14 protein-coding genes are annotated in these 12,173 nt (G+C 68.7%); 8 read left to right on the forward strand and 6 right to left on the reverse strand.

The genetic code is table 11. The annotated features are described in order from the left end of the window. Positions 1-385: 385 nt before the first annotated feature. Genes xseA through ON31_RS23995 form a run of 3 tightly spaced genes read left to right on the forward strand, consistent with a single transcriptional unit; the run spans position 386 to position 2,247 of the window. Entirely contained in the window at positions 386-1,690 is a 1,305-nt protein-coding gene (xseA, locus tag ON31_RS23985; protein ID WP_255222237.1) for an exodeoxyribonuclease VII large subunit, read from the forward strand. Next, positions 1,677-1,898, forward strand: a complete 222-nt coding sequence (locus ON31_RS23990; RefSeq protein ID WP_039817016.1) for an exodeoxyribonuclease VII small subunit — start codon at positions 1,677-1,679, stop codon at positions 1,896-1,898. The genes xseA and ON31_RS23990 overlap by 14 nt, the downstream gene beginning before the upstream one ends. Before the next feature lie 4 nt (positions 1,899-1,902). Next, positions 1,903-2,247 (forward strand): VOC family protein, encoded by a 345-nt coding sequence (locus ON31_RS23995; RefSeq protein ID WP_039817017.1) that lies wholly within the window; start codon positions 1,903-1,905, stop codon positions 2,245-2,247. A gap of 30 nt (positions 2,248-2,277) precedes the next feature. Here the strand turns inward: ON31_RS23995 and ON31_RS24000 are convergent, their stop codons facing one another. Both ON31_RS24000 and ON31_RS24005 read right to left on the reverse strand, forming a co-directional pair. Beyond that, the gene (locus ON31_RS24000) at positions 2,278-2,517 is read right to left on the reverse strand and encodes a hypothetical protein (protein WP_039817019.1); all 240 of its coding nucleotides are present in this window, start codon (positions 2,515-2,517) and stop codon (positions 2,278-2,280) included. Between the two features lie 229 nt (positions 2,518-2,746). Beyond that, positions 2,747-3,283, reverse strand: coding sequence for a DUF4245 domain-containing protein (locus ON31_RS24005; RefSeq protein WP_370450327.1), 537 nt, complete (start codon positions 3,281-3,283; stop codon positions 2,747-2,749). Positions 3,284-3,454: 171 nt separating this feature from the next. On the opposite strand from ON31_RS24005, the gene glpX reads away from it, so the two are divergent. The 3 genes from glpX to ON31_RS34860 all read left to right on the forward strand — a co-directional run bounded on the left by glpX (position 3,455) and on the right by ON31_RS34860 (position 6,909). Further along, complete coding sequence (gene glpX / locus ON31_RS24010) at positions 3,455-4,486, forward strand: class II fructose-bisphosphatase (protein WP_029931375.1); 1,032 nt, start codon at positions 3,455-3,457, stop codon at positions 4,484-4,486. Between the two features lie 144 nt (positions 4,487-4,630). Continuing rightward, positions 4,631-6,034 carry a class II fumarate hydratase gene (locus ON31_RS24015; protein WP_039817022.1) on the forward strand — a complete coding sequence of 468 codons (1,404 nt, stop codon included), beginning with the start codon at positions 4,631-4,633 and terminating at the stop codon, positions 6,032-6,034. Positions 6,035-6,075: 41 nt separating this feature from the next. Further along, positions 6,076-6,909, forward strand: coding sequence for a PASTA domain-containing protein (locus ON31_RS34860; protein ID WP_051037678.1), 834 nt, complete (start codon positions 6,076-6,078; stop codon positions 6,907-6,909). A gap of 286 nt (positions 6,910-7,195) precedes the next feature. Here ON31_RS34860 and ON31_RS24025 read toward each other — a convergent pair whose 3' ends face one another. Continuing rightward, complete coding sequence (locus ON31_RS24025; protein WP_039817024.1) at positions 7,196-8,374, reverse strand: FAD-dependent monooxygenase; 1,179 nt, start codon at positions 8,372-8,374, stop codon at positions 7,196-7,198. A 91-nt stretch (positions 8,375-8,465) separates the two neighbouring features. Between ON31_RS24025 and ON31_RS24030 the strand changes: the two genes are divergently transcribed. Both ON31_RS24030 and ON31_RS24035 read left to right on the forward strand, forming a co-directional pair. After that, entirely contained in the window at positions 8,466-9,179 is a 714-nt protein-coding gene (locus ON31_RS24030) for a TetR/AcrR family transcriptional regulator (protein WP_039817025.1), read from the forward strand. Between the two features lie 44 nt (positions 9,180-9,223). Then, on the forward strand, positions 9,224-9,646 hold the full coding sequence (locus ON31_RS24035) for a limonene-1,2-epoxide hydrolase family protein (RefSeq protein ID WP_029931370.1): 423 nt from the start codon (positions 9,224-9,226) through the stop codon (positions 9,644-9,646). 118 nt (positions 9,647-9,764) lie between these two features. On the opposite strand, the gene ON31_RS24040 is transcribed toward ON31_RS24035, so the two are convergent. The 3 genes from ON31_RS24040 to ON31_RS24050 all read right to left on the reverse strand — a co-directional run bounded on the left by ON31_RS24040 (position 9,765) and on the right by ON31_RS24050 (position 12,157). Continuing rightward, the gene (locus tag ON31_RS24040) at positions 9,765-10,160 is read right to left on the reverse strand and encodes a RidA family protein (protein WP_039817027.1); all 396 of its coding nucleotides are present in this window, start codon (positions 10,158-10,160) and stop codon (positions 9,765-9,767) included. A gap of 101 nt (positions 10,161-10,261) precedes the next feature. Further along, positions 10,262-10,624: a hypothetical protein gene (locus ON31_RS24045; protein ID WP_039817186.1), complete on the reverse strand. Its 363-nt coding sequence runs from the start codon at positions 10,622-10,624 to the stop codon at positions 10,262-10,264. A 105-nt stretch (positions 10,625-10,729) separates the two neighbouring features. Continuing rightward, on the reverse strand, positions 10,730-12,157 hold the full coding sequence (locus ON31_RS24050; RefSeq protein WP_218007380.1) for an MFS transporter: 1,428 nt from the start codon (positions 12,155-12,157) through the stop codon (positions 10,730-10,732). Between the last annotated feature and the right edge of the window lie 16 nt (positions 12,158-12,173).

A 12,173-nucleotide genomic window follows, 5' to 3' on the forward strand; every position in this document is an offset into this window, starting at 1 on the left:
CCTCGCCAGCGCCGGTCGCCCGGACAACCCGCCGGGCCGACCGGCGCTGTGCTGTGCTGTGCCGCCTCCCCGGGACTTCAGCGCGCGGCGGAGAGCCGTTGACCGTCGCGCACGCGTGCCGGCGGTCCGGGAGCGAATCCATGGGCGTGCCCGGTGAGTTACCCCGAAGCTCGCGAGATCAGTTGTTGCGCTCGGAGGCGAGTGTGAAGGGCCGATACCACCGAGGGGGAACTGGTGGCGGTCCCTTCTCGGGCGATGCCGCCACCAGTTCCCCTTCGTCGAACGCTGACGTATGGGGCGGACTGGACGCTGGTCGGGAGGTGGGATGCGCGGAGTTTCGTGGGTGGGCGTCGGGGGTGTCGGTGGGGACCGTGACAATGGTGCGGTGACCGACACTGGTGCGGTGAATGCCGCTAAGTCCGAGCGGGGGGCGAGCTCTCCGGAGAATCCGTGGCCGGTGCGCACCATTTCGATCAAGGTGGCGCAGTGGATCGAGCGGCTCGGTGCGGTGTGGGTGGAGGGGCAGATCACGCAGATCAATCTGCGGCCGGGGACGCGGACGGCGTTTCTGGTGCTGCGGGATCCGGCCGCGGATATGTCGCTGTCGGTGACGTGTGATCCGGAGCTGCTGCGGAATTCCCCGGTGCCCTTGCAGGAGGGCAGCCGCGTCGTCGTGTACGGCAAGCTCTCCTTCTTCACCGGGCGCGGGACCATTTCGCTGCGCGTCACCGAAATCCGCCCCGTCGGCATCGGCGAGTTGCTGGCCCGCATCGAACGGTTGAAGGGGCTGCTGGCGGCCGAGGGACTGTTCGATGAGCGGCTCAAGCGGCCGATCCCCTTCCTACCCAGACGAATCGGGCTCATCACCGGCCGCGCCTCGGCCGCCGAACACGATGTGGTGACCGTGGCGACCCAGCGCTGGCCCGCGGCGAAATTCGAGATTCGCAATACCGCCGTGCAGGGCCCGACCGCCGTACCGCAGATCCTGGAGGCCATCGCCGCGCTCGACGCACACCCCGAGGTGGATGTGATCGTGCTGGCGCGCGGCGGCGGCAGCGTCGAGGACCTGCTGCCCTTCTCCGATGAAACCCTGTGCCGGGCAATCGTTTCCGCCAAGACGCCGATAGTCAGCGCGATCGGGCACGAACCCGACAACCCGATCAGCGACTATGTGGCCGACCTGCGCGCCGCCACCCCCACCGACGCGGCCAAGCGGGTCGTCCCCGACGCCGCCGCCGAAATGGCGCTGCTGCGCGAGCTCACCGAACGCGCCGCCGCCGCCCTGCGCGGCTGGGTGGACCGTGAATCCCGTGCCCTGGCGCAGCTGCGCTCCCGCCCCGTGCTGGCCGAGCCACTGCGCCTGCTCGACCAGCGCTACGACGAGGCGGAGCGGCTGCGCAGCGCCGGCCGCCGCGCGGTCGAGCACCTGCTCACCGCCGAATCCACCACCACCCGGCACCTGCGCGAGAAGCTCACCGCCGTCGGCCCGGCCGCCACCCTGGCGCGCGGATACGCGGTGGTGCAACGGGTTACGGGCAGCGAGCGGCATGTGGTCCGCTCCATCGACGATTCCCCGGCCGGCAGTCAGCTGCGCATCCGCGTCGCCGACGGCGCGGTCACCGCCGCCGCGCTCGGCAGCCAACCCCTCGGCCCCCGCCCCCGAAAGGAGTCCACCGATGACCGAGAGTGACCTCGCCGAAATCGCCGGATTCGGTTACGAACGCGCCCGCGACGAGCTGGTGAACGTGGTGAAGATGCTCGAACAGGGCGGCATGGACCTGGACGACTCGCTCGCCCTGTGGGAGCGCGGCGAGGCGCTCGCCACCCGGTGCGAGGAGCACCTCGCGGGCGCGCGCCAGCGTGTGGAGGACGCATTGGCGCGGCGCGATCAGGAGTGAGCCGATGAGCATCCGCCGCGCCGTCCCGGACATCCGCACCGCGGACATGGCCGCCAGCCGAGCCTTCTACCGGGAACTCGGCTTCGAGGAGGTCATGGACCTCGGGTGGGTCGTCACCCTGGCCAGCCCCGACAATCCGACCGCCCAGGTGCTGCTGATCGGTCCGGACGCGGAGGGACCGCAGCCGGATATGAGCGTCGAGGTCGACGACGTGGACGCCGCACACGCCGCCATGGTCGCCGCCGGTGCGGACATCGTCTACGCCCTGCGCGACGAGCCGTGGGGAGTGCGGCGGTTCTTCGTCCGCGATCCGAACGGGACCGTCGTCAACGTGGTCGGTCACCGCTGACCGCCGCGCGAGCGCGGCGACGTGCTGCGATCAGGACAGAGTGCCGCACTTGGGGCCGCCGGAGCTGTCCACGGAGCCGATCTTCAGAATGTAGATCAGCCCGCAGACGGCGTTGACCAGCCCGTTGGCGGAACCAGCGTCGACCGCCGAACCGGTACTGGGGGAAGCGACCGGCTCGGACTCCGACACGGACGGCGCGGGGTCCAGCGTGACCGGGGCCGCGGCGGCGAACCCGGCGGGGATGAGCAGGGCGGCGGAAGTCACCAACACGGCACAGGCTCTTCTCACGACGAGGAGTATTCGCCGGTGCGCGAGATTCGGCACGCCCCGAATCCCTGGGGCCGAGCATGAGCTGAGGGTGAGCGTGGCCCTACGGTCCGACATGAGTAGGGCCCCTCGGTCGGGCGCGAGCACAGCCCCCGCAACCCAGCGCGAGCGCGGCTCCGAAGTCGCGCGCGAGTGCAGTCGGGCGCGAGTACAGCCCCCGTGGTCCCGAACGCTACAGCGGGTCGGCGCTGCCGATGGCCGTGGCGAGCGTCGTGTAGGCGGCGGGGTTGCCCGCGCCCTTGATGAGGACGCGGGAGTCGCCGAAGTCGGTGATCCAGGCGGTTTCGGTGCCGGGCTCGGCGTAGACCACCCACTTGCGGTCGCCGATCTGTTCGGTGCCGGTGGCGTAGCGGGTGTCGACCACGTGTTTGGCGAGGGCTTCCTCGGTGGCGTCGGTCTGCGAGAGCTGCATGTAGGTGCCCTGCGGGGTGATGTACCCCACGGTACTCACCGGGCCGCCGCCGGTGCCCGCGATGGTGTCGCGATGTCCCGAGTTGGGCGTCCACCCCTCCGGGAGCACCGGTTCCCGAATGGCGAACGGCATGTTCGCGGCGTCGTCGGCCAGCGCGGCGCTCACGTCGAAGTCCGGAATCTGCCCCGGCGTCGGACCTTTCGCCGAGAAGGTGCACTGGCTGGCGATCCCGGCGATGACCAAGCAGATCAGCACCAGCGGGAACAACGACCAGAACAGGTCCTTCCAGTCGTTCATGATCCGCGGCTTTTGATACGACACGCACCCAGTATCCACGGCCGGGTACTGCGACCCGGCACACAGGTGCGCCTCCCGTACTTACGGAATTGGAACGTGAGTACCTGAATGCCGCCGTCGACCTCAATGCGACAATTCACGCAGCAGTTGACAACCAAGGAGGCACCCGTCATGACCGCATCCAGCCGCCGCGAGGCTCCGGATCGCAACCTGGCCCTGGAGTTGGTCCGAGTCACCGAGGCCGGGGCCATGGCCGCCGGACGCTGGGTGGGGCGCGGCGACAAGGAAGGCGGCGACGGTGCCGCCGTCGACGCCATGCGGCAGCTGGTGGCGACCGTCTCCATGCGCGGCATCGTGGTGATCGGCGAGGGCGAGAAGGACGAAGCGCCCATGCTGTACAACGGCGAACTGGTCGGCGACGGCACCGGCCCGGAGCTGGACTTCGCGGTCGACCCGATCGACGGCACCACCCTCATGTCCAAGGGTTCGGCGGGTGCGATCTCCGTGCTCGCGGTGGCCGAGCGCGGCGCCATGTTCGACCCCTCCGCGGTGTTCTACATGGAGAAGATCGCCGTCGGCCCCGAGGCCGCCGATGTCATCGACCTGTCGGCCCCCATCGGCGAGAACCTGCGCCGCGTCGCCAAGGCCAAGAACTCCGCCGTCTCCGACCTGACCGTCGTCGTCCTGGACCGCCCGCGCCACGCCCGCCACATCCAGGAGGTGCGCGACGCGGGCGCCCGCATCCGCCTCATCTCCGACGGTGACGTGGCCGGAGCCATCGCCACCGCCCGCCCCGAATCCGGCGTGGACATGCTGATCGGCATCGGCGGCACCCCCGAGGGCATCATCGCCGCGGCCGCCATGCGCTGCATGGGCGGCGCGTTGCAGGGCAAGCTGGCACCCAAGGACGACGAGGAGCGCCAGAAGGCCATCGACGCCGGACACGACCTGGACCGCATCCTCAATACCGAGGACCTGGTCTCCGGCGAGGACGTGTTCTTCAGCGCCACCGGCGTCACCGACGGCGATCTGCTGCGCGGTGTGCGCTACTTCGGCGGCGGCGCCTACAGCCAGTCCATCGTCATGCGCGCCAAGTCCGGCACCGTCCGCATCATCGACGCCTACCACCGCCTCACCAAACTGCGCGAGTACTCCTCGGTGGACTTCGTCGGCGACGAGGACGCCGCTCCCCCGATGCCCTGACCCGCGTGCGGCCGCCCGCTCCGCCCCGGCGGCGGGCGGCCGAACGACACCCCGCTTATTCCCAGTGCGCCATCGTCTTCGGTGTGCCGATCCCCTCAGGCGTGGCATCCCCACGGGCCCCCGCACGGGCCTAGGGTCGAGTGCATGAGCGAGGAGACCGAGTACCGCATCGAACACGACACCATGGGCGAGGTCCGCGTCCCCGTCGACGCGCTGTGGCGGGCGCAGACCCAACGCGCGGTGGAGAACTTCCCGATCAGCGGGCGCGGGCTGGAGCGGGCGCAGATCCGGGCGCTGGGGTTGCTGAAGGCCGCTACCGCGGTGGTGAACCGGGATCTGGGCCGGTTGGACACCGCCAAGGCCGATGCCATCATCGCGGCCGCCGCTGAGATCGCCGACGGCGCACACGACGATCAGTTCCCGATCGATGTCTTCCAGACCGGGTCCGGCACCAGTTCGAATATGAACGCCAACGAGGTGATCGCGACCATCGCCGCCCGGGCCGGTGTGACCGTGCACCCCAACGACGACGTGAACATGTCGCAGTCGTCCAACGACACCTTCCCGACCGCCACGCATCTGGCCGCCACCGAGGCCGTGGTGAAGGATCTGGTTCCGGCACTGGATCATCTGCGGCTGGCGCTGCTGGACAAGTCCGCCGAATGGCGCGACGTGGTGAAGTCCGGGCGCACCCATCTGATGGATGCCGTGCCGGTCACGCTGGGGCAGGAGTTCGGCGGTTACACCAGGCAGGTGAGCGCCGGGATCGAGCGGCTGCTCGCCACCCTGCCGCGCCTGGGCGAGTTGCCCATCGGCGGAACCGCGGTGGGCACCGGCCTCAATGCCCCGGCTGGGTTCGGGGCGAAAGTCGTTGCGGAACTGAAGAAGTCGACCGGACTCGACGCCCTGTCGGAGGCCAAGGACCACTTCGAGGCGCAGGCCGCCCGGGACGGGCTGGTCGAGGTCTCCGGTGCGCTGCGCACCGTCGCCATCAGCCTCACCAAGATCGCCAACGATATCCGCTGGATGGGTTCGGGCCCGCTCACCGGCTTGGCCGAATTGCAGCTGCCGGACTTGCAGCCGGGCTCGTCCATCATGCCGGGCAAGGTGAATCCCGTTCTCCCCGAAGCGGTTACCCAGGTCGCCGCGCAGGTGATCGGCAACGACGCGGCGGTCGCCTGGGGCGGCGGCAACGGCCATTTCGAACTCAATGTGTACATCCCGATGATGGCCCGCAATGTGCTGGAGTCGATCCGGCTGCTGGCGAATGTCTCGCGCCTGTTCGCCGACAAGTGCGTGCGCGGCCTCACCGCCGATGTCGAGCGACTGCAGCGGCTGGCCGAATCCTCACCCTCCATCGTGACGCCGCTCAACTCCGCCATCGGCTACGAGGAGGCCGCCGCGGTCGCCAAGCAGGCATTGCAGGAGAACAAGACGATTCGCCAGACCGTCATCGATCGCGGCCTCATCGGCGACGCGCTGACCGTCGCGGAACTCGACCGCCGCCTGGATGTGCTGTCGATGGCAAAAGTCAACGACGACAAATAATCTCGTGCGGGTATGACCTACCCGAAGGGATGCTTGTGAGAATGCGCGTTGTCGTCGCGGTCGCGGCGACACTGACCGCCCTGCTGTCCGGCTGCTCGAGCGAACAGCCCGACACCGCGACGGAGCCGACCGCGACGACAACCGCCGCACCGACGACGGGCACCACCGCACCGACCACAACCGCACCGAGTACGGGCGAGCCCGTCGATGCGGCGGCGTACCACCTGGCGGATACGCCGACCGGCACGCCCGGGTACTACTTCCGGACGCCCAGCGGCAATTTCCGCTGCGCCATCTTCGACGAACCGCTGGCGCTCGCCGATACGGCCGTCGAGGCCGGTTGCCAAGGCCGCGTCGCGGCGGTTCCGGACGGCGAGCAGCCGTGCGCGGAGACATCCGGGGCGCAGCCGCCGATGCCCGCCTTCGGCCTGAGCCTGGACGGGCCGCGGTTCGCCTGCACCACCGAGGGATTGTTCTACGGTCCGGGCGATATCGCGGCGCTGCCGTACGACTCCTATCTGGAGGTCGGGAATGTGCGGTGTCTGTCCCGCGAGGTGGGCATAACCTGCGAGCAGCGGGAGTCCGGGGCTTCGTTCTTCGTCTCGAAGGAATCCAGTCGGCTGGAGAGCTCCGGCGGGGCGGATGCGACCCTGGTCGCGGTGCCCGATGTGCGCGGTGAGCGGCCGATCCGCGCGGAGAACCTGCTCGCCGAGGCCGGACTGCTGGCGAAGGTCGTGGGCGGCACCGATCGCGGGCCGCACGACGGGCAGTGTGTGGTGGCGGAACAGGATCCCGCCGCTGGTACGAAAGTGACTGCTGGGACTTTGGTTACTCTCACCACCGGTGAGGTGGGATTCGGCGCGGGCAGCTGCTGAAATCTGCGCGCGAGTATCCGCCCGGTCAAAACCCTATTTACGATATCGGGCGGGGAAAGTGAAACAGCTCACGCATTGCTCCCGATTAGCTGGGTGTCCGTGAAAACAACGGATGTTCCACGAAAGGAAAGAACAATGTTGACTGGACTCGCTGCCCTCCTCGTCTCTCTCGGCGCGGCCGGACTCGTGGCCGCCCTGGCGACACTGGGCATCATCATTTGAATATCTCGGTCGGTGGGTATGGTGGCGTAGGTCGCCATACCCACGCACCGGAGTGCTACAAATGTCATCTCGCACCGATATTTTCCGGATAGTCCCTCAGGTCGATGTCGTTCGCGGCGCTGTCGCTGTACTTCACCATCCACGCGAAGGCGCGCGAACTCAGGAACCGGTTCCGGAAACGAATTCCCAGCGCGGTCTTCGGGGCCAGGAAGGGTCCCGGGTTGGCACCGTCGACCGTGCGCAGGTATCGCTTCATGACCTCGTCGTAGCGCGCGAAGGCCACCGTGTGGTCACCGCCCGCAACGGCGAGCTCACCTGCGAGAACGTAGGCGCCCACCACCGCTAGCCCGGTACCGAAACCGGCGAGCGTATTGCCGTGGGCGGCATCGCCGACGAGCGCCACGGGCCCGGTGGTGAATTTCTTCATTCGCACCCGGCTGATCGAATCCAGATAGCAGGTGTCGGCGGCTTCGAGTTCGCGGAGCATTTCGGGTACTCGCCAACCCATTCCGGTGAACCTGTCGATGACGATGCGTTTCTGTGCGGCGGTGTCGTCCCGGGGGTAGTCGAGTTCCGGGGACGCGAACATATACAGCTGCGGTGATTTCGGCCCGCCCGCGATGACGAGCCGTCCGGGGGTGTTGTACGCATAGGCCGTTTCCCGCGTTCGCGGCGTGTCGGGGTCGATCGGTCGGTCACCGGCGATGCAGTAATACCAGCCGCGATGGCGCACATGGTCGCGCTCCGGACCGAATGCCAATCGCCGTACGCCGGAGTGGATTCCGTCCGCGCCGAAAACCAGGTCGAAAACCCGAGCCGGAGCCTTCTCGAATTCGATGTGCACACCGTCGGAATCCGCTCGCAGACCGGTGATCCGATCCCCGAAGACGTATTCGCAATTCGCCGCACTGTGGTCGTACAGCACACGCGCCAGGTCACCGCGCCGGATCTCGAGCTCGCCGCCGGTGAAATCTCCCGACATGAACGCCAATTCGGTGCCGTCGGCGTCGACGAACCGGGTGTCGGTGGTGCCGGTGCGGCGAGCGCGCAGGTCGTCGAGCACGCCCATGCGCGCGAGCACGGTCAACTGGGTCGCCCCCTTGAAGTCGACCGCCTGACCTCCGGGCCGCGGCGCGGGAGCCCGCTCCACCACGGTCACGTCGAAGCCGTAGCGGTGCAGCCAGTGGGCGAGCGTGGGCCCGGCGATGCTCGCGCCGGAGATGAGGACGGAGGTATTGCGCATGACGTTCCCTTCAATTGCGTCCCATGGACGCATTAAAGCGTATGTCGGACGCAGTTAGACGTCAACGCTGTTTTCCGGAAGGATGGCCCCCATGGCGGCACCCACCACCACGGAACTGCTGTGGGGCACCCGGCAGCGGCCCAAACGCGGCCCCAAACCCTCGCTCACGCTGGAACGCATCGTCGCCGAGGCCGTCGCCCTCGCCGATGCGGAGGGGCTCGCGAGCCTGTCCATGGCGCGGCTCGGCGAGCGGCTCGGCTGCGCCAAGATGGCGCTCTACCGCTATGTGCCCGGGAAGGCCGAACTCACCGCCCTCATGCTCGATACCGCCGTGGGCGCACCGCCGGACCTAGACGCCGACGAACCGTGGCGCGACTATCTGAGCCGGTGGGCGGAGACGCTGTATCAGCGCATGCACACCCATCCGTGGACCATCGAACTCTCCGTCGGCGCGCACGTCATGGGCCCGCACGAGATGAGCTGGGTGGAGACCGCGCTGCACGCGCTCGCCGACACCGGGTTGACGGCCGCCGAACAGTTCGACACCGTGGTGCTGCTGATCGGACACGTGCGCAGCCTCGTCCAGCAGATCGGCGGCGGCGACGGCGCGGACGCGGAAGGACGGTTGCAGCGGGAGATGGCGGCGGTGCTGGCCGCGCACGGTCGGGATTTCCCGCACGTGGTCGCCGCGCTGGCCGCGGCGACGGCCGGGCCGACCGGGGAGTCCGGACGCGACAACGCGCTGAGATTCGGTATCGACCGGATTCTCGACGGGGTGGCGGCACTGGTCGCACGGCGGAAGTGAGCCGAATACTGTTGTCCGGCAGCGCCCGGGCTTAGAGTCGGAAGATGTCCGACTTACCCGAACTGCGGCAGGACGCCGTCACGACGGTGCGCGAATTCTTCGCCGCCCTCGAGGTCAACGCCCTCGACGAGGCCATGGACCTCGTCCATCCCGGAATCGTCTGGAAGAACACCTCACTGCCGGATGTGCGCGGGGCCGACCGCGTGCGATGGGTGCTGAATCGCTTCGCGGGACCCCGGTACGGTTTCCGCGCCGATATGCACCATGTCGCGGCCACCGAGGACGGCGTCGTGCTCACCGAACGCACCGACTACCTGCGGGTGGGGTCGGTGGAAGTGGCCTTCTGGGTGTGCGGCACATTCGAATTCGTCGACGGGCGCATCTTCGTGTGGCACGACCACTTCTCGTGGGAGAACTTCGTGCGGGGGACCGTCGTGGGAGTGGCGCGGGCGCTGTTCTCGCGCTGAGCGCATCGGGTGGGCCGACTCACGCGGATGATCCGAGCCCGCCCGGCCATGACATCCGCTCCCATGACCGACCGGCGACCGCCCGAGTCACACGGGCGATCGCCAGCCTGTAACCGGGTCAGCGGGCGAGGGCGGTGACTTCCACTTCGATCTGCCAGTCGGGCCGGGCGAGGGCCGACACCTCGAGCAAGGTGTCGGCCGGGTACGGCTCGCTGAGGAATTCTCCGCGCAGCGCAATGACCTTGTCGAGGTTGGCGGCCATATCGGTGACGAAGATGCCGACCTTCACCACATCGTCCAGATCGGCCCCAGCCTCGGCGAGCACCCGCCGGATGTTGGCGAACGCCTGCCGCCCCTGCGCCAGGAATTCATCGGAGACGGTGCGGCCCCGCTCGTCTATGCCCGCCTGTCCGGACACGTGAATGAGGCCGTTCGCCTTGATGGCCTGCGAGATCTTGTACGGCACGTACCAGTCGGGGCTGGTAGCGATCTTCTCCGCGCGTTGTACGGTCACAGCGGAATCTCTTTCCTCACATCATGTTTCTACGTGCGATCGATGGCCCCGCACGCCAGGTCGCGGGGCCGCTGCTCGCGGCGGCGGCCCCGCCCGGCGCTCTAGCCCCGATAGATCTCTACGTAGGCGTTGGTGGTGATGGCGAGGAGGCCGGGACCGGCTCCCATGCAGCTCGCGGTGATTCGGTCGCCGGAGGGTGTGAACGGGTAGCTGAGCGAATGGTAGGGACCGACGGCGTACAGCGGGAACGGGCCGGCGGCGTGGAGACCGAAGCACTCGACGCGCAGGACATAGTTGTCTCCACCGTCGGGCAGACAGATCGCAGAGGCTCCGGTGAGATCCCGTTCGACCACGCAATCGTGCGGCGCCGCCGGCGCCGTTCCGGAACCGACGACCGCCGTGAGGGCCAGGCCCGAAATGCCGGCGACAGCGAGTCGCGCCGCCGTGATGATCGCCTTCTTCATGATGATTCCTCCTGTTTCTCGGTGGTTTTCGTCGAGCGGTGACCCGACGAATCCGCATGGTGGGTGCGCGGTCGCCCCCGCCGGTTGTGCGTCCCGCTCCGGCGCTCACCCGCCCCGGACCGGAGCGGGCTCGCTCGCCGCTGTGGGGTGTTCGTGCCGCGCCGCGCGACGCCCGGGCAGCGCCGCCGCGGCGAGCACGCCGAGCAGGGTGAGTGCGGCGGCCATGACGACCGTGGTGCGCAGGCCGTCCCCGGCCGCGACCCGCAGGGCTTCGCCGTCGAGCCCGGCGGTGCCCGCGTTCGCGACGCCGACCAGAATCGCGAGTCCGGTGCCGATACCGACCTGCATCGCGGTGTTCGCCATCCCACCGGCGGTGCCCTGTTCCCGCGCGGCGACGCCGGTTCCGGCCGCGGCGAACATGGCCGGGAAGACCGTGCCCGTCCCCATGCCGTACACCGCGATTCCAGCCAGGATCGTCCGATAGGACCCGTCGGTGACCATTCCCACCGCGAGCAGGGCACCTCCGGCCGCCGCGAGCACCAAGCCGATGACCAGGGCGGCGCGGAGGCCGATTCTCACGATGAGCCACTCTGCGGCGAAATTCGCGACCGCGATGACCAGCGACAGGCTCAGAAACACGAGTCCTGTGACCAGTGCGCTGTAGCGCCACACGTTCTGTAGGAACAGCGTGAGGAAGTAGACGATGTTCTGCACCGTCGCGCCGAACACGAAGATGACCGCCAGCACCGGTCCCAGCGCGTGGGCCAGCCGCAACGGCATCAGCGGGCTGGCACTGCGCGCTTCGATGACCACGAACGCGGCCAGCAGCGCCACCGCCGCCGCGGCACCCCCGAGGACAGGTGTCGAGGTCCAGCCGGACTCCGGCCCCTGCGCGACGGTGAATACCAGCAGGGTGATTCCCACGGTTCCGGTGAGCGCACCGGGCACGTCGAACCCGCGGCCCCGATCGCGTGGGCCGTCCGGACGCAGCAACCCGAATGCCGCCACCGCGCCGATGACGACCAGCGGGATATTGATCAAGAACACCGCCGGCCACCCGAAGGCACTGGTCAGCACGCCGCCCAGCAATGCACCGAGGCTGAGCCCGCCCGCACCGGCCATCGCCCAGACCGCGAGCGCGCGAATCCGCTGCGCACCCTCCGCGAACATGGTGTTGACCAGCGACAAGGTCGCGGGGAACAGCAGCGCCGCACCGGCCCCCTGCAGCGCCCGGGCGACGATCAGCGCGGTCGTGGTGGTGGCCAGGCCGCCCAGCAGCGACGCGGCGCCGAAAACCACCATGCCGAGGACGAACATCCGCCGCTTGCCGAGCAGATCCGCGGAGCGTCCGCCCAGCAGCAGCAAGCCGCCGAAGAAGACGGCGTAGGCGCTGACCACCCACTGCATCGAGTGGCCGGAGAAGCCGACGTCGCTGGCTATATCGGGGAGAGCGACATAGATGATCGTGAAGTCCAGCGAGGTGATCAGGCTGGAGAAGGCCAATAGGGCCAGGGTTGTCGCAGGGCGTCTCATGGTCTGTCCTTCTCCG

The sequence above is a fragment of the Nocardia otitidiscaviarum NBRC 14405 genome, from assembly GCF_000308635.1.
GTDB classification, from domain to species: Bacteria; Actinomycetota; Actinomycetes; order Mycobacteriales; family Mycobacteriaceae; genus Nocardia; species Nocardia otitidiscaviarum.

What these genes read in the sequence shown, in the direction of transcription:
- glpX (WP_029931375.1), top strand. Translation starts at nt 3,455, where the DNA reads ATGACCGCATCCAGCCGCCGCGAGGCTCCGGATCGCAACCTGGCCCTG.
- ON31_RS23995 (WP_039817017.1), top strand. Translation starts at nt 1,903, where the DNA reads ATGAGCATCCGCCGCGCCGTCCCGGACATCCGCACCGCGGACATGGCC.
- ON31_RS24025 (WP_039817024.1), bottom strand. Translation starts at nt 8,374, where the DNA reads ATGCGCAATACCTCCGTCCTCATCTCCGGCGCGAGCATCGCCGGGCCC.
- ON31_RS23990 (WP_039817016.1), top strand. Translation starts at nt 1,677, where the DNA reads ATGACCGAGAGTGACCTCGCCGAAATCGCCGGATTCGGTTACGAACGC.
- ON31_RS24045 (WP_039817186.1), bottom strand. Translation starts at nt 10,624, where the DNA reads ATGAAGAAGGCGATCATCACGGCGGCGCGACTCGCTGTCGCCGGCATT.
- ON31_RS24015 (WP_039817022.1), top strand. Translation starts at nt 4,631, where the DNA reads ATGAGCGAGGAGACCGAGTACCGCATCGAACACGACACCATGGGCGAG.
- ON31_RS34860 (WP_051037678.1), top strand. Translation starts at nt 6,076, where the DNA reads ATGCGCGTTGTCGTCGCGGTCGCGGCGACACTGACCGCCCTGCTGTCC.
- ON31_RS24030 (WP_039817025.1), top strand. Translation starts at nt 8,466, where the DNA reads ATGGCGGCACCCACCACCACGGAACTGCTGTGGGGCACCCGGCAGCGG.
- ON31_RS24050 (WP_218007380.1), bottom strand. Translation starts at nt 12,157, where the DNA reads ATGAGACGCCCTGCGACAACCCTGGCCCTATTGGCCTTCTCCAGCCTG.
- ON31_RS24035 (WP_029931370.1), top strand. Translation starts at nt 9,224, where the DNA reads ATGTCCGACTTACCCGAACTGCGGCAGGACGCCGTCACGACGGTGCGC.
- ON31_RS24005 (WP_370450327.1), bottom strand. Translation starts at nt 3,283, where the DNA reads ATGAACGACTGGAAGGACCTGTTCTGGTCGTTGTTCCCGCTGGTGCTG.